General features: G+C 62.5%; 22 protein-coding genes. 9 read left to right on the top strand and 13 right to left on the bottom strand.

Going from position 1 to position 21,020, the window contains the following annotated elements:
- The first annotated feature begins 49 nt into the window (after positions 1-49).
- Positions 50-763 carry a GntR family transcriptional regulator gene (locus M2397_RS22655; protein WP_065939635.1) on the top strand — a complete coding sequence of 238 codons (714 nt, stop codon included), beginning with the start codon at positions 50-52 and terminating at the stop codon, positions 761-763.
- A 6-nt stretch (positions 764-769) separates the two neighbouring features.
- Here the strand turns inward: M2397_RS22655 and M2397_RS22660 are convergent, their stop codons facing one another.
- The 3 genes from M2397_RS22660 to M2397_RS22670 all read right to left on the bottom strand — a co-directional run bounded on the left by M2397_RS22660 (position 770) and on the right by M2397_RS22670 (position 4,436).
- On the bottom strand, positions 770-1,720 hold the full coding sequence (locus M2397_RS22660) for a PDR/VanB family oxidoreductase (protein WP_259244457.1): 951 nt from the start codon (positions 1,718-1,720) through the stop codon (positions 770-772).
- A 29-nt stretch (positions 1,721-1,749) separates the two neighbouring features.
- Entirely contained in the window at positions 1,750-2,811 is a 1,062-nt protein-coding gene (locus M2397_RS22665) for an aromatic ring-hydroxylating dioxygenase subunit alpha (RefSeq protein WP_259244458.1), read from the bottom strand.
- 137 nt (positions 2,812-2,948) lie between these two features.
- Entirely contained in the window at positions 2,949-4,436 is a 1,488-nt protein-coding gene (locus M2397_RS22670) for an aldehyde dehydrogenase family protein (protein WP_259244459.1), read from the bottom strand.
- 263 nt (positions 4,437-4,699) lie between these two features.
- On the opposite strand from M2397_RS22670, the gene M2397_RS22675 reads away from it, so the two are divergent.
- Genes M2397_RS22675 through M2397_RS22685 form a run of 3 tightly spaced genes read left to right on the top strand, consistent with a single transcriptional unit; the run spans position 4,700 to position 7,005 of the window.
- Positions 4,700-5,869, top strand: a complete 1,170-nt coding sequence (locus tag M2397_RS22675; protein ID WP_259244460.1) for a p-hydroxyphenylacetate 3-hydroxylase oxygenase component — start codon at positions 4,700-4,702, stop codon at positions 5,867-5,869.
- Between the two features lie 56 nt (positions 5,870-5,925).
- Positions 5,926-6,858 (top strand): p-hydroxyphenylacetate 3-hydroxylase reductase component, encoded by a 933-nt coding sequence (locus M2397_RS22680; protein WP_259244461.1) that lies wholly within the window; start codon positions 5,926-5,928, stop codon positions 6,856-6,858.
- A 24-nt stretch (positions 6,859-6,882) separates the two neighbouring features.
- Positions 6,883-7,005 carry a hypothetical protein gene (locus tag M2397_RS22685; protein ID WP_259244462.1) on the top strand — a complete coding sequence of 41 codons (123 nt, stop codon included), beginning with the start codon at positions 6,883-6,885 and terminating at the stop codon, positions 7,003-7,005.
- 6 nt (positions 7,006-7,011) lie between these two features.
- On the opposite strand, the gene M2397_RS22690 is transcribed toward M2397_RS22685, so the two are convergent.
- Positions 7,012-8,340, bottom strand: a complete 1,329-nt coding sequence (locus tag M2397_RS22690) for a hypothetical protein (RefSeq protein WP_131698857.1) — start codon at positions 8,338-8,340, stop codon at positions 7,012-7,014.
- Positions 8,341-8,631: 291 nt separating this feature from the next.
- Here M2397_RS22690 and M2397_RS22695 point away from each other — a divergent pair, with 291 nt between their 5' ends.
- From M2397_RS22695 to M2397_RS22710, 4 genes are all read left to right on the top strand, one after another.
- On the top strand, positions 8,632-10,131 hold the full coding sequence (locus tag M2397_RS22695) for an APC family permease (RefSeq protein ID WP_167654951.1): 1,500 nt from the start codon (positions 8,632-8,634) through the stop codon (positions 10,129-10,131).
- Positions 10,076-10,696 (top strand): DUF3156 family protein, encoded by a 621-nt coding sequence (locus M2397_RS22700; protein WP_131698855.1) that lies wholly within the window; start codon positions 10,076-10,078, stop codon positions 10,694-10,696. The genes M2397_RS22695 and M2397_RS22700 overlap by 56 nt, the downstream gene beginning before the upstream one ends.
- 116 nt (positions 10,697-10,812) lie before the next feature.
- Positions 10,813-11,775, top strand: coding sequence for a transcriptional regulator FeaR (gene feaR / locus M2397_RS22705; protein WP_131698854.1), 963 nt, complete (start codon positions 10,813-10,815; stop codon positions 11,773-11,775).
- A gap of 15 nt (positions 11,776-11,790) precedes the next feature.
- Positions 11,791-12,438, top strand: coding sequence for a TetR/AcrR family transcriptional regulator (locus M2397_RS22710; protein ID WP_131698853.1), 648 nt, complete (start codon positions 11,791-11,793; stop codon positions 12,436-12,438).
- A gap of 6 nt (positions 12,439-12,444) precedes the next feature.
- On the opposite strand, the gene M2397_RS22715 is transcribed toward M2397_RS22710, so the two are convergent.
- The 6 genes from M2397_RS22715 to M2397_RS22740 form a co-directional block, all read right to left on the bottom strand.
- Positions 12,445-13,215, bottom strand: a complete 771-nt coding sequence (locus M2397_RS22715) for an SDR family oxidoreductase (RefSeq protein WP_145337162.1) — start codon at positions 13,213-13,215, stop codon at positions 12,445-12,447.
- Positions 13,208-14,008: an SDR family NAD(P)-dependent oxidoreductase gene (locus M2397_RS22720; protein WP_131698851.1), complete on the bottom strand. Its 801-nt coding sequence runs from the start codon at positions 14,006-14,008 to the stop codon at positions 13,208-13,210. Before M2397_RS22720 ends, M2397_RS22715 begins: the two co-directional genes overlap by 8 nt.
- A complete protein-coding gene (locus tag M2397_RS22725; protein WP_259244463.1) occupies positions 14,001-14,822 on the bottom strand; it encodes a molybdenum cofactor biosynthesis F family protein in 822 nt (273 codons plus the stop codon). The genes M2397_RS22720 and M2397_RS22725 overlap by 8 nt, the downstream gene beginning before the upstream one ends.
- Positions 14,823-14,908: 86 nt before the next feature.
- Positions 14,909-15,568 carry a LuxR C-terminal-related transcriptional regulator gene (locus M2397_RS22730; protein WP_053139668.1) on the bottom strand — a complete coding sequence of 220 codons (660 nt, stop codon included), beginning with the start codon at positions 15,566-15,568 and terminating at the stop codon, positions 14,909-14,911.
- 57 nt (positions 15,569-15,625) lie between these two features.
- Entirely contained in the window at positions 15,626-15,991 is a 366-nt protein-coding gene (locus M2397_RS22735) for a cupin domain-containing protein (RefSeq protein WP_259244464.1), read from the bottom strand.
- 31 nt (positions 15,992-16,022) lie between these two features.
- The gene (locus tag M2397_RS22740) at positions 16,023-17,321 is read right to left on the bottom strand and encodes an FAD-binding oxidoreductase (RefSeq protein ID WP_145337165.1); all 1,299 of its coding nucleotides are present in this window, start codon (positions 17,319-17,321) and stop codon (positions 16,023-16,025) included.
- Positions 17,322-17,560: 239 nt separating this feature from the next.
- On the opposite strand from M2397_RS22740, the gene hpaR reads away from it, so the two are divergent.
- Positions 17,561-17,983 (top strand): homoprotocatechuate degradation operon regulator HpaR, encoded by a 423-nt coding sequence (gene hpaR, locus M2397_RS22745; RefSeq protein WP_053139663.1) that lies wholly within the window; start codon positions 17,561-17,563, stop codon positions 17,981-17,983.
- Between the two features lie 79 nt (positions 17,984-18,062).
- On the opposite strand, the gene hpaI is transcribed toward hpaR, so the two are convergent.
- Genes hpaI through M2397_RS22760 form a run of 3 tightly spaced genes read right to left on the bottom strand, consistent with a single transcriptional unit; the run spans position 18,063 to position 21,000 of the window.
- Positions 18,063-18,866, bottom strand: a complete 804-nt coding sequence (hpaI, locus tag M2397_RS22750) for a 4-hydroxy-2-oxoheptanedioate aldolase (protein WP_259244465.1) — start codon at positions 18,864-18,866, stop codon at positions 18,063-18,065.
- A gap of 13 nt (positions 18,867-18,879) precedes the next feature.
- Positions 18,880-19,683, bottom strand: a complete 804-nt coding sequence (gene hpaH, locus M2397_RS22755) for a 2-oxo-hept-4-ene-1,7-dioate hydratase (RefSeq protein ID WP_259244466.1) — start codon at positions 19,681-19,683, stop codon at positions 18,880-18,882.
- Positions 19,684-19,695: 12 nt separating this feature from the next.
- A complete protein-coding gene (locus tag M2397_RS22760; RefSeq protein ID WP_167654948.1) occupies positions 19,696-21,000 on the bottom strand; it encodes an MFS transporter in 1,305 nt (434 codons plus the stop codon).
- Positions 21,001-21,020: the final 20 nt, after the last annotated feature.

A 21,020-nucleotide genomic window follows, 5' to 3' on the forward strand; every position in this document is an offset into this window, starting at 1 on the left:
GTACGACTTGCGGTACCATGGCGGCTCACGTTTTCTGGAAGTCGCCTGGATGAGTAAACCCGGTCAATTGGTGCTGGTTGCACTGCGCAAGATGATTGCCAGCGGGGAGTTGGCGGCGGGCGAGCGGTTGATGGAGATCCCCACGGCGCAGCTGTTCGGCGTGTCGCGCATGCCCGTGCGCATGGCCTTTCGCACCCTCGAACAGGAAGGACTGCTGGTGCCGTTTGGCGGGCGCGGTTATCAGGTGCGTTCGGTCAGCCCCAGCGACATTGCCGGCGCCGTCGAGGTGCGCGGCGTGCTTGAGGGCCTGGCAGCGCGTCAGACCGCCGAGCTGGGTTTATCCGATGCGGCACGTGCGGCGCTGGAGCGCTGCCTGGTGGAAGGCGATCAACTGTTCGAAAAGGGCTACGTGACCGAGGATGACCTTGAGGTCTATCACGACCTGAACATGCGCTTTCACCAGGTCATCGTCGAAGGCAGCCACAACCCGGCAATCGCCGACGCCCTGGCCCGCAATGATCACTTGCCGTTCGCCTCGGTGACCGCGCTGGCGGTGGATCGCGAGGACATGGCCCGCGAGTACCGACGCTTCAACTATGCCCACATGCAGCATCACTCGGTCTTCGACGCCCTGGTCAATCGCCAGGGCGCGCGGGCCGAAGCCATCATGCGCGAGCACGCCAATGCGACGTTGCGCTATGCCGAGATCTTCAGTTCAGCCACCGCCGCCGCGCGCATGAAAGTGATTTTGCCCGCGTCGTGAACCCTGTCAGATATCGAGCACCAGCAGCGGGGTCTTCGAGCGTGAACAGCAGGGCGTGAACTGATCATTCAGCGCCTGTTCCTGCTCGGTGAGAAACAGGTCGCGGTGCTCCGGTATGCCCTCCAGCACACGGGTCAGGCAGGTGCCGCAAATCCCCTGTTCGCAGGACACGGCAATCTCGATGCCATGGCTTTCCAGGACCTGGACCACGGTCTTGTCGGCGGGGATTTCGAAGACCTGGCCGCTGCTGCCGAGCTTCACCGAAAAGCCGCCGTCGAGGCTGCTGTCCACCGGTGCCGCGCTGAAGTATTCGCGGTGCAGGCAGTCTTCCTGCCAGCCCTGTGCGCGTGCGCTGTCGAGTACATGCTGCATGAACCCGCCAGGGCCGCAGACATACAGGTGCACGTCGTCTGCGGGCGCCGCCAGTACCTCGGCAGCATTCAAGGCTGTGTGCGGCTGCTCATCGAAATGCAGGAACACCTGCTCGGCAAACGGCGACGCCTTGAGCCGCTGCACAAATGCCGCACGCTCACTGGCACGGGCGCAGTAATGCAGTTCGAAGTCGGCCCCTGCGTGGGCCAGGCGTTCGGCCATGCACAGGATCGGGGTGATGCCGATGCCACCGGCAAACAGCAGGCTGCGGCGCGCGTCGTGGGCCAGGGGAAACAGGTTGCGCGGCTCGCTGATCGTCAGGCGCGTGCCCTCGTGAACCTGCTCGTGCAAGCTGCGCGAACCACCCCGGGAGGCCGGGTCCTTGAGCACGCCGATCAGGTAGCGATGACGTTCTTCGGGGTGATTGCACAGGGAATATTGCCGGATCACCCCATCGGGCAGGTACACGTCAATGTGCGCACCGGCACTGAAGGTCGGCAGCGGCTGGCCATCGACACTGGCCAGTTCATAGCTGCAAATATCCTGGGCTTCGTTGTTACGGGATACCACCACCACATCGATCATGTTCAGTCCTCGCAAAGTTGTCGCGCTGTTCAGGCGGTGGTGGTGGCGATCAGTTGCGGTTCGGCGGCGCGTTCCCTGGCAATCAGTCGCTCCAGGATCTTGCGCGACTGCACGCCGCCCGCGTCGATATTCAACTTGAGCAGGTTGCGCTGCGGGTGGGCCAGCAGGTTCTGTTGCTGGCGTTCGAGCATCTCCAGGTCTTCGCTGAAAATCTTGCCTTGGCCCTCGCGAATGCTCGCGGTGAGCGCCTCATCGTGGGGGTTGAAGTTGCGCGCCATGCCCCAGAAGTACCAGATCGAGGTCTCGGTTTGCGGGGTGATGAAGTCGACCACGATGCTTGAGGCCTTGTGTTCGGGGGCGGCGTTATAGCCACCTTTGCCGGCGTGGGCCACGCCGACTTCGATCAATACATGGCTGGGCGGGGTGAAGCGGCAGATCTGCCAGCGGTCCACCGGCACGTCATCGGCGAGGTTATTACCGCGCAGGGCCATGCGCCAGAACGGCGGGGCCATGATGTTTTCCATGTGCCGGGCAGTGACGACTTCATCGCCGTCCACCGTGGTCACGGGCGGCGCTTCGTCGATTTCCTTCTGGCCGATACTGGAGGCGTGCACGTAGGTTTCGTGGGTCAGGTCCATCAGGTTGTCGATCATCAGGCGGTAGTCGCACTGGATATCAAACAGCCCGCCGCCATAGGCCCACTGGTCACTCTCAGCCCATTCCAGATGGTGGATCAGCGCCGGGTCGGCCTGGGCCTGATCGCCGGGCCACACCCAGATGAAGCCGTAGCGTTCAACCGCGGCAAAGGTCTTGTTGCACGGAAAGCCACGCACCCGCTGGCCGGGCATTTCCACGGTCTTGCCATCGCCGCCCATGACCAGGCCGTGGTAGCCGCAGACCAGGTTGCCGTTTTCGACATAACCCAGCGAGAGTGGCGCACCGCGATGGGGGCAGAAGTCCTCGACCGCCACCACGGCGCCTTCCTGGCCACGATAAAACACCATCTTCTCGCCGCAGATCTGTCGACCCAGGGGCTTGTGCGCGATTTCATCGGGGGTGCAGGCGACATACCACGTGTTCTTTGGGTACATGATGACTCTCCAGGCGGCGGATTGTTTTTATTTAATGGATCCATTAAATGGCTGGCCTGATGGAGAGTCAATCTGTTGTGGTTGCTTTATTGGGCGATTATCGGACACTTACATATCAATGGATCCACTGGTTGGATTTAGTAGCGAATCATCACTGACTTCAACTCGGTGTAATCCTCGATGAAGGCGCTGCCGAACTCCCGGCCTATCCCCGAGGATTTGTTGCCGCCAAACGGCACCGCCGGGTCCAGCATCGTGTGCATGTTCACCCACACCGTGCCGGCCTCGATGGCGGGCACCATGCGCAAGGCTTTGCTGAGGTCGTTGGTCCACAGGCTGGCGCTCAAGCCGTAGGGGGTGTTGTTCATCAAGGCCAGCAGTTCCTCTTCGCTGTCGTACGGTAAGAATGTGGCAATGGGGCCGAAGGTCTCCTCGTTGAGCAGGGTGTCGTTGACGCTGTTGGCGAGGATGATCGTCGGCTCGACGTAACAGCCCGGACGGTCGATCAGGTTGCCACCGTGAATGATGCGGTTGTTTTCGGCGCGGGCTTTGGCGAAGAACTCGCCGAGTTTGAGTTGGTGCTGGCGGTTGGTTACGGGGCCGAATTCGGTGCGCTCGTCCAGGGGCGAGCCGATGTTCAGCGTGCTCAGGCGCTGGGCCAGTTTGTCCATGACCGTTTCGATCTGCGAACGATGCACAAAGAAGCGTTCGGCAGCGGCGCAGATTTGCCCGGAGTGCAAAAAGCCCGCTTCGATGATGCCGTTGACGGCCTTGTCCAGGTCCACATCGGGCAGGAACCCGGCCGAGTTCTTGCCGCCCAGCTCAAGGGTGGCGCGGGTCAGCCCGGCGCCCATGGCACTCTGGCCCACCGCAATGCCGGTCGGCACGGAGCCGGTGAACGACACCTTGTCGGTGCCGGCGTGTTCAATCAGGCCTTTGCCGACGCTGCCGCCGCCGGTCAAGACGTTCAGCGCACCGGCGGGAAGGCCGGCGTCAATCGCCAGTTCGGCGATGCGCAGGATGGTCAGTGGCGTGAACTCGCTGGGCTTGATGATGATGCTGCAACCGGTCACCAGCGCCGAAGCGAGTTTCCAGATGGCGATCATGGTCGAGAAATTCCACGGCACGATGCCGACCACCACTCCGACCGGCTCGCGCAGGGTGAACGCGGTGTAGCGCTCGCCGGCGAAGGAGGGCAACGATGGGGTGATGGTCTGGCCGCTGATCTTGGTGGCCCAGCCGGCGTAGTAACGCAGGAAGTGCGCGGCCTGGTCGACTTCGAATGCGCGGGAAATCTGGATGATCTTGCCTGACTGGCAGGTTTCGATCTGTGCCAGTTCTTCGCGGTGTTGCTCCAGCAAGTCGGCCAGTTTGAACAGCACGTTGCCGCGCACCGCTGGTGCGACCTGCGACCACTGTTTGAAGCCTCGGCTCGCGGACGCCACGGCCGCGTCAATGTCGGCAGGGTCGGCGTAGGCGACATCGGCGATGACCTGGCCGGTGGCCGGGTTGATCACCTCCAACCGCTGGCTGGAATGGCTCTCGACGTAGCCACCGTCAATGAACAACGCATGGGTTCGACGGAGGAAGGCTTCAACCTGGGGCAGCAGTGGAATATCGCTCATGGGGTTTTTCCTGGTGGCAGACATTGAAAAGCCCGAGGTTAATCCCAGTGGCCGGAACGGGCTTGACTGTGGCTGCCCAGTGGCATGTCTGTGGCTGCCAGCGCCTGTGCGCGACGGACCAGCCTGAGCCTTTGAAAAGTACAATCTTGACTCTGGAAGGTGCATGTCCTGCCAGGAAGGCACGCTCCATACTGGCCCTGCATCCGGCGCCACGCCTTGATTTCTGGCGCTGCCCGGACATCCAATAATAAGCAGGGCCATCCATGAAAAAGCCAAACCCGCTCCTTGAAGACCTCAAGTCCATCCTGCCGACCATCGCCGCCAATGCCTTCGTGGCCGAGCAGGACCGCCAGGTGCCCGCCGAGAATATTGCGCTGCTCAAGAGCATCGGCATGCACCGTGTGTTTCAGCCGAAAGTGTTCGGCGGCATGGAGTTGTCGCTGCCGCAGTTTGCCGACTGCATCGCCTTGCTCGCCGGGGCCTGCGCCAGCACGGCCTGGGCCATGAGCCTGTTGTGTACCCACAGCCATCAATTGGCACTGTTCTCGGCCCAACTGCAGCAGGAGGTCTGGGGCGCTGACCCTGATGCCACTGCGAGCAGCAGCATCGCGCCGTTCGGGCGCACCGAGGAAGTCGAGGGCGGCGTGTTGTTCAGCGGGGAAATGGGCTGGAGCAGCGGCTGTGATCACGCCGAGTGGGCTATCGTGGGTTTCCGCCGCAACAACCCCCAGGGCGCCCAGGATTACTGCTTCGCGGTGCTGCCGCGCAGTGACTACCAGATCCGCGATGACTGGTTTGCCGCCGGCATGAAAGGCAGCGGCACCAAGACCTTGATCATCGACAAGGCCTGGGTGCCGGAGCACCGCATCCAGAAAGCCAAGGACATGATGGAAGGCAAGTCCGCCGGCTTTGGGCTGTACCCCGACAGCAAGATTTTCTATTCACCGTACCGGCCTTACTTTGCCAGTGGCTTTTCCACCGTCAGCCTGGGCGTCGCCGAGCGGATGCTCGAGGTGTTCCGCGAAAAGACCAAGACCCGCGTGCGCGCCTATACCGGGGCGGCGGTCGGTGCCGCGACCCCGGCGTTGATGCGCCTGGCCGAGTCGACTCACCAGGTGGCCGCCGCGCGCGCCTTCCTCGAAAAAACCTGGAACGAACACGCCGAACACAGTGAGCAGCAGCGCTACCCAAGCCGCGAGACCCTGGCGTTCTGGCGCACCAACCAGGCCTACGCGACCAAGATGTGCATCCAGGCGGTGGACCGTCTGTTCGAGGCCGCCGGCGGCAACGCCTGGTTCGAGCACAACGAGATGCAGCGCTTGTTCCGCGACTCGCACATGACCGGCGCCCATGCCTACACCGACTACGACGTCTGTGCACAGATCCTCGGCCGCGAGTTGATGGGCCTGGAACCCGATCCGAGCATGATCTGAACGCGCTTTTGAAAACAACAATCAGGGCTGCGCCTGACGCAGCCCGGGAGTCTTGCATGTCTGAATCGACCTTCGACCCACGCGCCTTTCGCCGGGCCCTGGGCAACTTTGCCACAGGCGTGACCGTGGTCACCGCCGCCGACGCCTCCGGCCGCAAGGTGGGCGTTACCGCCAACAGCTTCAACTCGGTGTCCCTGGACCCACCGCTGGTGCTGTGGAGCATCGACAAACGCTCCAGCAGCCACGGGGTATTCGAGGAGGCCAGCCACTTCGCGGTCAACGTGCTGGCGGTGGACCAGATCGACCTCTCGAACAATTTTGCCCGGCCCAGGGACGACCGCTTCGCCGAGATCGCCTATGAACCGGGGGAGGGCGGGGCGCCGGTGTTCGCCGATTGTTCGGCACGTTTTCACTGTGAAAAATACCAGCAGGTGGACGGCGGTGATCACTGGATCATGATCGGCAAGGTGGTGGCCTTCGACGATTTCGGTCGCTCGCCGCTGCTGTACCATCAGGGCGCCTACTCCATGGTCCTGCCCCATACGCGGATGACCAAGCGTGACGAAAGCCAACCGCCGAGCAGCCACTTCCAGGGGCGCCTGAGCCATAACCTGTATTACCTGATGACCCAGGCGGTACGCGCCTACCAGTCCAGCTACCAGCCCCGGCAACTGTCTACCGGCCTGCGCACCAACGAGGCACGGATGCTGATGGTGCTGGAGAACGACGCCCGCCTGAGCGCCAGCGACCTGCTGCGGGAGGTGGCGATGCCGGTGCGGGAAATCGACGACGCGGTGGCCAACCTCAAGCGCAAGGGGCTGGTCGACGACGATGAACACGGCGTACGCCTGACCGCTGCGGGTATCGAACAGACCGAAGACCTCTGGGCCATTGCACGGGAACAGCAGGACAAGGTGTTCGCCGAGTTCAGCCAGGACCAGATCGAAACCTTCAAGACGGTGTTGAAGCGACTGATCAGCCACTGCTGATTGCCTGAATCAAGGATGAACACCATGCCGGTGGTGGCCGATGAGGTGCGCAAGCTGGCGGAAAACACCCGTCAGGCAACCCATCAGATCCAGACGATGCTGCATCAGCACGAACGCTGGGAGGGAGCTGCGTTACGCAGCTCCTGAGGCCGGTCAGAAGGGCACGGCCACGGTCAGCTGGCTGTAGAGGTTGGTGCCGTTGCCACCCACCTGGTTGCCGCCGGTGTCGGCAGCCTTCTTGGGTTGGTAGATGCCCACCAGCGGGCTGATGATCAGGTGGCTGTTGACCGCCCATTCGGCGTACAGGTCAAGCTCCCGGGCGTCGAGGTTCAGCGCGTCGTGTTTGCGCAGGGTATTGAAGTCGAAGTACAGCGCGCCGACCGTCAGGTTCTCCAGGGGTGTCGCCTTGAGACCGACGTGATGGATGCCGGTATTGCTGTTGAACGGGCCGGCATAGTTGGAGGCGACTTCACCTTGGAACCAGGTGCCGTAGCCGGTGCTGAGCCCGGTGAACAGCGGATCCCATTTTTGCGAGTAGCGCGTGTAGCGGTAGGTCACTTTCGGCGACCAACCGATATCGGCAAAGGTGTAGCCGGCCTCGGCGTACCAGGCTTTTTCCGGCCCCGCGTCTTTGTCTTGCCAGGCGTATTCGAAGGCGAAGCTGGCATTGTCGATACCGGCGCTGCCTTCGCCGCGCACGCTGTAAGTGTCCAGGCCCTCACGCTGTTTCTGGAAGTCGCTGGCCCACTGGTCGGTGACGTTCATGCCGTGGACCCAGGTCAAGCCCAGCGTGCCGGCGGCGGCCGTGTAGTCGAGGGTGCCCGCCGCCAGTTCGGTTTCAGCCTGGGCGCGGTTGTCCGACTTGAGCCACAGCACCGAACCGTGCAGGCCCTCTTGCCCGCCCAGGCGCAGCACCGCCGTGCGATCGAACGCGTGGCGTGCCGCCAGGTAATAGGCGCCGCCACGGTTCAGCGCACCGTCAGCCGGGCCTTTACCCAGGTTGGGGCCGTCGTCGTTGATCAGGAACCCCCGACCGATCTTGACCACCTGGCGCCCGACGGAAAAATCCACACCGTCCTTGCCCAGCGCCGGGAACAGGTCGGCCGAGCGCCATCCCAGGTAGGCGTCTTCGATTTTGGTGGTGCGTTCGCTGCCATCGGTGTTGCCCGCCGCGTCGCCATCGCCCCAGGTGCCGGAGCTGACCCAATTGAGCGCGCCATACGCGGTGCCGTGCCCGGCCAGGCCCTGGTCGCCGCTCACCCCGTACTTCATGAAACCCTCGCGCCAGGTCGAGCCGCCCGCTGTGCCGTCGTAGTTGTGACGGCTGTTGAACAGGCCGTAGACCGCCAGGAAGTCCGCATTCAAATGGGTGTCCTCGTCGGCGTACAGCTCATAGGCCTGGGCCGATGAATGGCCGATCAACAGCGCGATACCCAGGCCGACGGCCAAGGACAGCGTGCGTGGTTTCAGTGTGTGCTCCATTTTTATATTCCCCAGCATGGTTAGGTCGAGGGCGCATTAAGATGACCGCAGGCGTGGGAAGTCTTTCACCTGCGTGCCATGGAATTGATCCTGCCCGCCAAGTCGTATGCCTTGGCAGGCAGCAACAAAAGCCACGGCAGACATGGGCAAGACGATCAGCGCTCGGGAGGCGCACAGTGATTTTGCGCACGATGCCGTTTCGATCAGGGACTGGCTGGGGAGGGCTTTATCGCCAGCTCCTTGTACGGCTCGATGCATCCACTCAGAAATCCGCTTTCGAGGATCCGTACCATGTCGATCAATGACCGGCTCACACAGCATTTGAAACGCGGCAGCGTCGGGTTTCCGACCGCGCTGGCCAGCACCATTGGCCTGATCATGGCCAGCCCGGTGATTCTCACCGCAACCATGGGCTTCGGTATCGGCGGCAGCGCCTTCGCGGTGGCCATGCTGATTGCGGTGGTGATGATGCTGGCCCAGGCGACCACCTTCGCCGAGGCCGCCTCGATCCTGCCGACCACCGGCTCGGTCTACGACTACATCAATTGCGGCATGGGTCGTTTCTTTGCGATCACCGGCACGTTGTCGGCGTACCTGATCGTGCATGTGTTCGCCGGCACCGCCGAGACGATTCTGTCCGGGGTCATGGCCCTGGTGAACTTCGAACACCTCAATACCCTGGCGGAGTCTGCCGGCGGTTCCTGGTTGCTGGGGGTGGGGTTTGTCGTGGTGTTCGGCATTCTCAATGCCTTTGGCGTCAGCGCCTTCGGCAGGGCCGAGATCATCCTGACCTTCGGCATGTGGACCACGCTGATGGTGTTCGGCGTGCTCGGCCTGATCGCGGCACCGGCGGTGCAACTGGAGGGCTGGTTCGGCGTGTCGCTGGTGGGTACCGACCTGATCACCATTCTGTCGCTGGTGGGCATGGCCATGTTCATGTTCGTCGGTTGCGAGTTCGTCACCCCGTTGGCCCCGGACCTGCGCAATTCGGCCAAGGTCATGCCCAAGGCCATGATTTTCGGTTTATTGAGCGTGGCGACCTGCATGTTCATCTACGGCGCTGCGATGAAGCGCCAGGTGGAAAACGTGGTGCTGGATGCCGCCACCGGCGTGCACCTGCTCGACACGCCCATGGCGATCCCAAGGTTTGCCGAGCAGGTCATGGGGCATGTCGGCCCGCTGTGGCTGGGGATCGGTTTCCTGTTCGCCGGTGCCGCCACCATCAATACGCTGATGGCGGGCGTGCCGAGGATTCTCTACGGCATGGCGGTGGACGGCGCGTTGCCCAAAGTCTTCACTTATTTGCACCCGCGCTTCAAGACGCCGCTGCTGTGCATCCTGGTGGCGATGCTGATTCCGTGCCTGTATGCCCTGTGGCTGGGCGGCAACACCGATAACATCATGCACTTGGTGCTGGCGGCGGTGTGTGCGTGGAGTTTCTCTTATCTGCTGGTGACGCTGTCGGTGGTGATCCTGCGCATTCGTCGTCCGGATCTGCCACGGGCCTATCGCTCGCCGTTCTTCCCGTTGCCACAGATTCTTTCCAGCGTCGGCATCTTGCTGGGCATGTGGTTCATTACCCCGCCGGGTATGAACCCTGCGGACATTTATGTGCCGTTCGGGGTGATGCTCGGGATCACGGCTTCATACGCGCTGTTCTGGACACTGGTGGTACAGAAGGTCAATCCATTCAAGCCGGCTTCGGTAGAAGAAGTGCTGGCCAAGGAGTTTTCCCATGAGCCTGGCAACCCTCACAACCGTTATATCGAGCAGGCTGCAAAAGCTGTCTGAGCTGTTCAGCGCCCAACGGGCCCCGTCCGGTTACCGGCCTGGGGTCACGCTTGAGTACGTGCGGCGCAACCTCGGGCTGGCGAGTTTCACCTCGACGGGGCCAGCCCAGGCAAGGTTTTGCCTGGACGACATCGGCCTTCAGGTCGACGTTGCCGAGCGCACCGAAGCGCAATTGCTGATGCACCTGGTCATGACCGAATTCATGTTCACGGTGCCCGCCTCAGAGCAGGGCAATGCGTGCTTTGAACTGCACCACAGCGGGTCGATCCGGCGCACGGGACTGGCCTGTCGGCAACGGGCGGGAGCGCCGGTTTTGCTGGCCAGGCTCCAGGCAGCCTTGAACGACGATCCCAGCCTGCATCAAGCGTTGATGGGGCTTGACTTCAAGCGCCTGCACCTCGATTTGAATGGGCAGCAATGGCACGTACGGCTTGAACACATGGGCGGCAGCGAGGTGGTCAACCGTATGCCGGCGTTCCGGCGCTACATCCCCTTGAGCGGCGCGCAGCGGGCCGGGCTGCTCACGGTACTGGCGGGTTTGCAGCGGGTATTGGGCGCGATCTGAGTTGAGGAATTGGCATCATTAGTGCTTCTACAGTCGGTATCACGGACTTGTTGCGCCTATATAGATAACATGTTAACTATTAGCCAACAAAAACAAGAAACCATTGTGGAGATGCCATGAGCACCTATCAGTCTGCGCACTATGGGTTGGAAACCTGGACTCGGGATCTGCGAGCGGCCTGCGGCCATTTCGACACGGAACTGGCCTTCAACCGTTCACTGTTCATCGGTGAGGTTTCCAAGCACTCCCGGGGCGGCCTGTCACTGGCCAACCTGCGCACCAATGCCGGCCTGATCAAACGCGAGCGGCCCAATGCCGATCACGATATGGACCAGCATTGCTTCCTCGTCAGCCAGCGCAGCGGCTATTGCCAGATCACCCAAAACGGCCAGGTCATTCAATTGGCCCCCGGCGATATGTTGCTGATGGACTCCACGGGTTCGATCGAGATCAGCCCGTTTGGCCTTATCGAACATGCCTCGCTGTCACTCTCGCGCAATGAAGTGTGCAAGCAACTGGGCAGCGCCTCGAAAACCTTCGGCAAGATCTCTTCGAGCAAGGCCTGCGGGCGCATGCTCCACGTGTTGATGGACCAGCTGTGCCGCGAGGGCCTGGAGGGTCAGGATTCGATTGAAGAGGCCGAGGCCCTGCAAGCGGCGTTTGTCTCCCTGCTCGGTTCAGCCTTTGAACTGCATGACGCCCCAGGCGACAGCACCGTGTCCTTGCAGGGCAGCAACCTGCGCAGTTATGTGCAGAAAGTCATCGACGAGTCCCTGACCCAACCCGGTCTCAGTCCGGTAGGCCTGGCCAGCCGCCTGAACATCTCGGTGCGGCATTTGTACCGCTTGTTTGAAGAGCAGGACGACAGCGTCTGCCGCTACATCCAGCGTGCGCGGCTCAAGCGCAGCGCGGACGATCTGACCAACCCCTTCCTCAAGAGCGAGTCGATTACGTCGATTGCCTACAAGTGGGGCTTCACCGATTCCGCACACTTCAGCCGCTCGTTCAAGAAGCAATTCGAGCTGTCGCCCAAGGATTTTCGTTCCACTCATCTGCAGCTAGCGGTCGGTGCGGCGTAAGGTATCCATCGATCAATGAAACCGCTCACGCTGTCGGCCCATAACATTTGCGCAGTCGCGGTCGAACACTTTGCCGCCCACGGTTACGACGCTTCATCGCTGAACGAAATCGCGGTCGGGGCGGGCATGCGCAAGGCGTCGCTGTATGCGCATTTTGTCAGCAAGAACGCGCTGTTTCAGACGGTCTTCGAGATTGCCCTGGCCCATGAACATCAGTACATCGCGCAGTGCTTCAAGGAAGAAGCCGCCCACACCGGCGTGCCGGGGCAATTGCACCTTGAGCGGTTGAGCGGGCGCTATGAAGGGTCGGCGCACCTGCGCTTCCTGTTGCGCACGGCGTACTTTCCGCCGGCGGAAATTCGCAGCGTCATTACGGCAGGATTTGAGGGGTACCTGGCCAGCATTCGCGAGGATTTTCAGCGTGCCGCGCAAGGGCGGTACAGGATGGTACGACCCGAGGCGCTTGAGGTGTTTTGTGACGCTTACCTGGGTATCGTCGACAGCTTGCATGTGGAGCTGATCTATTCGACGCCCCAGGGTTACGTCAAACGGCTTGCGGCGTTGTCGCGGGTGTTCAGTGATTCACTGTCGCTGCTTGAAGGGGCCGAGCGCTATTCAACGGATACACCGACCCTCCCACATTTGATCCGGTTTACAACCTGATGGAGGTCATTTCACCTCAGGCAGCGTCGACCCGCCGTCCACCACGATGGTCTGCCCGGTGATGTAGGTCGCCAGGTCGGAGGCCAGGAACAGCATCGCCCCGGCAATATCCTGAGCGGCACCCAGCCGTCCCAGCGGCACGCGGCTGGCGATGTCGGCATTGACCTGGCTGTCGCCCAGGTTGTCCATGGCCGGCGTGGCAATCATCCCTGGCTCGACGCCGTTGACGCGCACCTGGTAAGTCGCCAGCTCCAGCGCAGCATTGCGGATAAAACCGTTGACCCCGGCCTTGGACGCCGCGTAGTGACTGAGCCCGGCATAGGCGACCCGTGGCCCGGTGACCGATGAGGTGACCAGCACGCAGCCACCGCCCTGGCGTTGAAACATCGGCAAGGCGGCCTGGGTCAGCCAGAACAGGGCCGAGAGGTTCACCGCCAGCGTGCGTTCAAGAACGGCCGGGGTGATCTGCGCGAACGCTGTCAACGGAAAGTAGCCGGCGTTGTGCACGAGGATATCCAGGCGGCCCCAGTCCTGTTCTATGGCCTTGATGCCTTCGAACACCGCAGTCGCGTCGGCCAGGTCGAGCGCGATGGCCTCGACCTGGCAGCCTCGCGCACGCAGGCCTTCGGCCAATGCCTGGGCTTTTGCCTGGCGCAGGTCTGCGATCATTACGCGGGCGCCACGCCAGGCGAATGCCTCGACGATGGCCTGGCCGATGCCCTGGGCGCCGCCGGTGACCAGCACGGTTTTGCCGCTGAAATCCAAGTCTTCAGGCATGTGCACGCTCCATATGGACGTAAGCCAGTGTGGGCACATCGACGATGCTCGAACCGCCATCGGCGACCACGTTGGCGCCGGTGATGATCGCGGCATCCGGGCTGGCCAGGAAGCGGCACACCTTGGCGATTTCCTCGGCGCTGGCGGGACGCCGCAACGGCACGTCGGCGCACACGCGGGCATAGGCCTGCTGCAGGGTGTCACCATGGAAGCTCATCAGCGGCTGCATTTCCTCGTCGGCCATCGGCGTGGTAACCCACCCCGGGCACACCGCGTTCACCCGCACGCCGCGTGGGCCGTAATCCCGCGCCAGCGAACGGTTGAGCCCGAGCAACGCATGCTTGGCGGTGGTGTAGCCGCACACGTCGGGGCCTGCGGCCAGCGAGGCGATGGAGCCGAGCAGCACGATATTGCCAGCGCTTTCGATCAGTAGCGGCAGGCAGGCGCGGGCGCTGTAGAACGCGCTGTCCAGGTTGCTGCGCAAGGCCGCCTCCCAGGTGTGTGGGCTGGTCTGGGTGGCGCTGCCCACGCCATGCCCGCCGGCGCAGGCCAGCAGCACATCGAGGCGACCGTAGCGCTCACCAATCTGCGCGACTAAACCCTCCCAGGTGGTCGGGCAGGCTGCATCGCCGACCAGCACCAGGCCGCCGGTGTCCTGCGCAACCTGCTCCAGCGGCTCGCGGCGACGGCCGATGAGCACCAGGTTGGCCCCTTCGGCGGCGTACAAGCGCGCGCAGGCGGCACCGATGCCCGTGCCAGCACCGGTGATGACAACGGTGCGTGGATCAGGCATCGGGATACTCCGTGCGGTTGAGCACTTGGCAGTAGGAGCTGACCGGAAAGTTCGACAGCTCATCGAACGACGCACCGGCATAGCCGAAGATCTTGCCATCGCTGCGGTGCTGTTGCAGGTCGATCAGCACCAAGCCGAGGGTCGGTATGATCTTTTCGCGCCAGACGAACAGGTACAACTGATCGGCGATCTTGTAGTAGTGGCAGCGATCGGTATCGCACAGGCCTTGCTCCACGCCCTTGAGGCATTGCCAGGCATAGAACTGATCGTTCAGGTAGATGTGCTCGTAGACTTCGCTGGGGCTGTAGCGATACAGGTTGCGCAGGCCGGTCAGTTCCTGGGTGGGCGCGTGCGGGCATTGGCCGGGCTGCCAGGCTTGATCCAGGCTGCCGTGCAGGAAGTCCACGTCAACCGAAGTCAGGGCCTTGCCGGCCAGGGCGCGGCTGTAGAGGCCTTGCTCGGTTTGTTCGCGGTCCGGCATGCGCCCGATCACGGCGGTGAACGACGACGTGGTGGTGTCCAGCACCAGGCTGATCGACCAGGCCTGGCCGGCTTCATGCTTGATGAAGTCGACCAGGTACAGGCCCGGGCGTACCGAGGTGGCGCGGTAGGCTGCCGAACCGCTGGAGTGACCGTCGGCGGCGTGCCAGTGCAACTGCTCGGTGTCGAATCGATGCTCGATCTGCCAGCCGTTGGCGAAGTGCAGGGTGAAGGCCTTGCCGTTGAGGTCGGCAAGGTTGGGCAGGATAAATGCGTCGGGGGCAAAACCGTCGGCGAGGGCGCCTACGGTGATCCAGTCGGGTGTAGTGGTCATTGCATGGCTCCGGGTTGAGGGAATGGACACCCCGGATCATGCGGTTGGCGACCTGGCTCGCCTATCAACCAAAGGGTTGAGGCGGCTTAAAGAAACAGCGCGGCGACCAGTTCGGTACGGCTGCTCACACCGGTTTTGCGAAACAGGTGGATCAAGTGCGTCTTGATGGTCGGCAGGCCGACGTCCAGCTCCAGGGCCAGTTGCTTGTTGCTCGCGCCCTGACGTAATAACCAGGCAATCTGCCGCTCTTTGGGCGTGAGACCGGCCAGCGCATCGTCGCAGGGCTGCATATTGGCTACGGCCATTTGCAGCAACGCCTGCAAGGCATTGAGCTGAGCCAACTGGTCGATGGTGAACACCCCTTGCTCCGCCGTGCGCAGCAAGGAGATGGCCGCCTGGGGCTGGTCGGCGCGATGGGCGACGATCTCCACCACATCGACCACACCGTAGCGCTGCAGGAAGTCTTGATAGCGGCGACTGTCACGCAGCGGCTGGCGGGCCATGGCAAAACCCAGCGGCACCACCGCCAGCCCGCTGGACAGGCAATTGCGCGGTTGCAACGGGTCGAATTGGCGGTAGTTGTCCAGGTAGTCGCGGTGCATCTCACCGCTCATGCCTTGCAGCCTGAAATCGCGGGCTTGCAGCTGGCGGTCGACACAATAGAACGCTGCCTGGCTGGCGGGCACCAGTTGAGTGAAAGCCTGCAGGCAATGGCCGGCGACTTCCTGAGCGGGGATGGCATGCATGGTCAGTCACCTGCGCCGGAACAAACGCTGCCGGCCGAAGCCGGCAGAGGGGAGCGATCAGACTACCGCGAAATAGTGCTTCACAAAACTCTCGCTCACCACCTCCCACAGCACCGGCGTGCCCTTGGTTACGAACCAGCTGTCGCCGGCCTTGTAGCGGGCGCTCTGGCCAGTGCTTTCGTCGGTCAGTACCACTTCACCGGTGACCACCGTGGCTTGTTCGGCGAACGGGTAGACCATCCGAAACTTGCCTTGGGTGGTGCCGAAATAGGCGCTGCTGATGGCGTCGGTTGGTGCGCCGAAGGTCATTTTGCCAAAGGCTTTGACTTCACCTTCGAGGATCTCGGAACCGAGATCGGCAACGGTGCCCCAGGCATCGAGGTCCGATAATTGGATGTCTTTCTTCAGGGTGGTAACGGGCATGGCAGTTCTCCTGTGAATGAAACAGCGGGGCTCAACGGCGACCGTTGAAGTAGCCCGAAAGTTGATGAAGGCTTTTGCCGGCCGTGAGCAGCAGCGGGCGGATATGGTCCTTGCCCAGGATCTGCGCATGCTTGACCGCGCTGATCAGGTCGTAGCGCGACGAGCCTTCGCTCATGCCCTCGGCCAGGACCTTGCAGATGATGTGGCTGGGCGTGACCCCGAAGCCGGCGTAGCCCTGCACATAAAAGGCATTCGGGCGCCCGCTGAGCGTGCCGATCTGCGGGAACAGGTTGGCCCCGGTCGCCATCGGCCCGCCCCACGCCAGGTCGATCTTCACGTCCTTGAGGTAGGGGAAAATCTTCAGCATCAGGTTGCGGTTCCAGGCTTTGAGGTCCAGCGGGATGTGCTCGACGAAAGGCGTGGCGGCACCGAACAGCAAGCGGTTTTCGTTGGTGACCCGGTAGTAGTCGATCACCGGGCGAATATCGCTGTAGGCGCCGCGTATCGGGCTGATGCGGTTGATCATCTCGTCCGACAACGGCTCGGTCATCAACTGGAAGGCATAGGTATTGACGGTGGTCTTGTGCAGTTCCGGTTCCAGCTTGTTGAGAAAACTGTCGCAGGCCCACAGCAACTTGGAGGCTTTGACCGAGCCTCGGCCGGTGCGCACGGTGATGCGTTCGCCATAACTGACTTCCAGCGCCGGGCTGTGCTCAAAGATGCGCACACCGTGGCCGGCCAGGGCCTTGGCTTCGCCCAGCAGCAGGTTCAGCGAGTGCACGTGCCCGCCGCCCATGTGCAGCAGCGCGCTGGTATAGGCGTCTGAACCAATGATCTGCTTGACCTCGGACCCCGCCATAAAGCGGATTTCGTCCTGGGTGTTGATCGACTTGAAGTCCTTCTCCCAGGCGCGCAGGGTTTTTTCCTGGCGGGCGTTGAAGCCCATGTAGCCGTAGCCGTGGCAGAAGTCGGCGTCGATCGCGTACTTGGCGATGCGATCCTTGATGATGCCGGCGCCCAGCTCGCTGATTTCAAAGATCTGGCGCAGGCCTTCGTCGCCGACTTGTTGCTTGATCTTCTCCAGGTCATGGCCGATCCCTGCCATGATCTGCCCGCCATTGCGGCCCGTACCGCCGAAGCCCAGGTAGCGCGCTTCGAGCACCACAATATTGGTGATGCCTTTTTCGGCGAGTTCCAGTGCGGTGTTGATGCCGGAGAAACCGCCGCCAATCACCACCACATCGGCTTCCACGTCCTGTTCGAGGGAGGGGAAGCTGAGGTTGTATTTCTTGGTTGCCGAGTAGTAGGTCGGCGTTTCGATATTGATCATGGCGCAGCCTGGAAAAGTGAAGGGAAACTCACTGCAGAGCCGACAAGAAGCTCTGTACCTGTTGGGGTGTATTAAGTGCCTTCCGAGCGGTAGGTGTCTTGATTCTGTGTGCCGCCGCTCTTGACCGTGGCTGCCAATAATCAACCCTGAATCCGGTCGCGCGGTAAAGCCGCACACGGGGAACAATTGCCAATGCTAGAATGTTGTTAATCTGTTAACTAATTGCGACGCCACCCCCCATGTCCAAACCGCGCCAATCCCTGACCCTCACTTTGCTCCATGCGCGTGAAGCCGCCATGGGGTTTTTTCGTCCTTCGCTCAATCAACACGGGTTGACCGAGCAGCAATGGCGGGTCATTCGGATCTTGAACCAGCACGATGAGCTTGAGATCAACCGGTTGGCCGAGCTGGCGTGCATCCTCAAGCCGAGCATGACCGGGGTGCTGGTGCGTATGGAAGCGGCGGGCATGGTGGAGCGGCGCAAGGCGCAACAGGATCAACGCCGCGTGCTGGTGCGGCTGGCCGAGAAGGGCCAAGCCTGTTTCGACTCGATGAGCCAGAGCATGGAAGCCAATTACCAGCGCTTGCAGGCGGGGTTTGGCGAGGAGAAGTTGCAGACGTTGCTGACCTTGCTCAACGAGCTGAAAACCCTCAAGCGCTGAGCCGAGGCCGGCATGTCGGTCAGATAAGCCTGTGGCGAGCGGGCCTCCCTCGCCACAGGTCACTTTTCGTTCGCACTCCCTAATAGATAGCGCCGGCCGCGCTGGCAGGCGCCGGTGAATCCTTGAAGGCCGCCGCCAGGCTTTGCAGCCCGCGCATCAGCACGGTGGTGTCCACGCCCACCGCCACGAACGCCGCGCCCAGGTCGATGTAGCGTCGGGCCAGTGCCTGGTCGGCGCTGAGAATGCCGGCGGCTTTGCCGGCGCTGCGGATGCGCGCGATGGCGTCTTCGATTGCCGCCTGCACCTCAGGGTGGCCGGGGTTGCCGCGATGGCCCATCGAGGCGCTCAGGTCTGCCGGCCCGATAAACACACCGTCGACGCCTTCCACCGCCGCAATCGCATCCAGGTTGGCCAGGCCTTCGCGGTTTTCGATCTGCACCAGCAGGCACATCTGCTCATCGGCTTTGTCGAGGTAGCCGGCAATGCTGTTCCAGCGTGAAGCCCTGGCCAGAGCACTGCCGACACCACGTACGCCGTGGGGTGGATAGTGGATGGCTCTCACCAGTTCCCGCGCCTGTTCTGCGCTCTCCACCATGGGCACCAGCAAGGTCTGTACGCCAATGTCGAGCACTTGCTTGATCAACGCGGTGTCGCCGATCACCGGGCGAATCACCGGATGGCTAGGGTAGGGCGCCACGGCCTGGAGCTGGCCGAGCATGCCGCGCAGGTCGTTGGGCGCATGTTCGCCGTCGATCAGCAGCCAATCGAAACCGGCATTGGCGGCCAGTTCCGCGCAATAGGCATCGGCCAGACCCAGCCATAGGCCGATCTGGGCTTCACCGCTGTGCAGGCGATGTTTGAAGGTGTTGATAGGCATGTCCATGGGCACTCTCCCGTTAAACGAATCGGCAGGCAATCGACCCGAGCATGTCGTAGTCGACATGGAAGGTATCGCCAGGGTTGGCCGCCACCGGGCGGGTGAAGGAGCCACCCAGGATGATTTGCCCGGGTTGCAGGGTGACGTCATAGGCGGCCAGTTTATTTGCGAGCCAGGCCACGCCCTTGGCCGGGTGATTGAGCACGGCGGCGGAGACGCCGGACTCTTCGATCACGCCATTGCGGTAGAGCACCGCCGGCACCTTGCGCAAGTCGATCTCGGTGGGGCGCACGGCCCGCCCGCCCATGACCACGCCGGCGTTGGCGGCGTTGTCGGAGATGGTGTCGAACACCTTGCGGGTCGCCTTGGTGTGCGGGTCGATCTGCTGGATGCGCGCATCGATGATCTCCAGCGCCGGGATTACCCATTCGGTGGCGTCGAGCACATCGAACACCGTCACGTTCGGCCCCTTGAGCGGTTTGCCCAGGATAAATGCCAGCTCCACCTCGACGCGCGGCACGATAAAGCGCTCGAAGGGGATGTCGGTGCCTTCATCGAAGAACATGTCATCGAGCAACGCGCCGTAATCCGGCTCGGTGATGTTGGACGAGACCTGCATGGCCCGGGAGGTCAGGCCGATCTTGTGGCCGACCAGCTTGCGCCCGTCCTTGATTTTTTGCGCGACCCAGGCGCGCTGGATGGCATAGGCGTCGTCGAGGGTGATCGCCGGGTGATCGAGGGAAAACTGGCGCACCTGCTCGCGTGAACGTTCGGCCTGGTCGAGGCGCGCGGCGGCTTGCAAAATGAGTGATTGATCAAGCATGGCAAGAGTCTCTTATTGAGGGTTGACGATGGCCGCTCGGGTGCGCAGCACCAGCAAGCCACCGAGAGCAATGAGCAGCGCCAGGACGTACAGGGCCAGGCTGGCGCTCTGGGTGGTGTCGCGCATCCAGCCGATCAGGTAGGGCGCGAAGAACGACGCGATGCTGCCGAACGAACTGATCAGGGCGATCCCGGCGGCTTGGGTGCTGTTGGACAGGAACGCCGGGGGCAATTGCCAGAACATCGGCAACGCCGCGCTGGCGCCCATGCCGGCGAGAATCAAGCCGCCCAGCACCACGGTCGGGTTGGCGGGGGCGAGCCCGGCGATGGCAATACCGGCGGCCGACATCAGCAAGGGCACGCACAGGTGCCAGCGGCGTTCACGCTGGCGGTCGGACGAGCGCCCACAGCCAATCATGAAGAAGCACCCGGCCAGGTACGGCACCGCACTGAGCAGGCCGACCTTGCCGTCGCTGCCGATGCCGGCGCCGTGGATCAACGTCGGCATCCAGAACGCCAGGGTGTTGACCGCCAGCATCACCGCGAAGTACACCGCCACCAGCAGCCACACCTGCGGGTTGCTGAGAATCGCCGAAAACGAGGTGATCGATTTGCGGTGTTCTTCCCGGTGCAGTTGCTCGCGCAGTTGTTGCTTCTGTTCCGGCGCCAGCCACTTGACCGTCTCGAAGCTGTCCGGCAAGCACTTGAGCACCACCAGCCCGAGAAGAATCACGGGGGCGCCTTCGATGACGAACATCCATTGCCAGCCGCGCAGGCCGCCCAGGTCGTGAAAGTGTTCAAGGATGCCGCCGGAAAGCGGACCACCGATTACCCCGGCCATCGGCACTGCGATGGCAAACAGGGCGGTAACCTGAGCGCGACGGCCGGCCGGGTACCAGCGGTTTAGAAACACCAGGATGCCCGGGAAGAAACCGGCCTCGGCCACCCCCAGCAAAAAGCGCAGCACATAGAAACCCATGGCGCTGTCGATCAGGAACATGCAGGTCGACAGCACCCCCCACACCACCATCAGCGTGGCAATCCAACGCCTGGGGCCCACTCGGTCCAGGGCCATGTTGCTGGGCACGCCGAACAGCGCGTAGGCCACGAAGAACAGGCCGGCGCCGAAGCCATAGACGGTGTCGCTGAAGTTCAAGTCCGCGCTCATCTGCATCTTGGCGAAGCCGATGTTGATGCGATCGAGATGGGCGAAGAGGTAGCAGATCAGCAACAACGGCATCAGCCGCCAGGTGATGGTGCTGTGAGTACGGTCGCGTGCGACCTGGCCGAGGTTGTCGGCGGTATGGGCTGTGCTCATGGTTTTATACTTTTTATCTG

Source organism: Pseudomonas sp. BIGb0381 (assembly GCF_024809815.1).
GTDB lineage: Bacteria > Pseudomonadota > Gammaproteobacteria > Pseudomonadales > Pseudomonadaceae > Aquipseudomonas.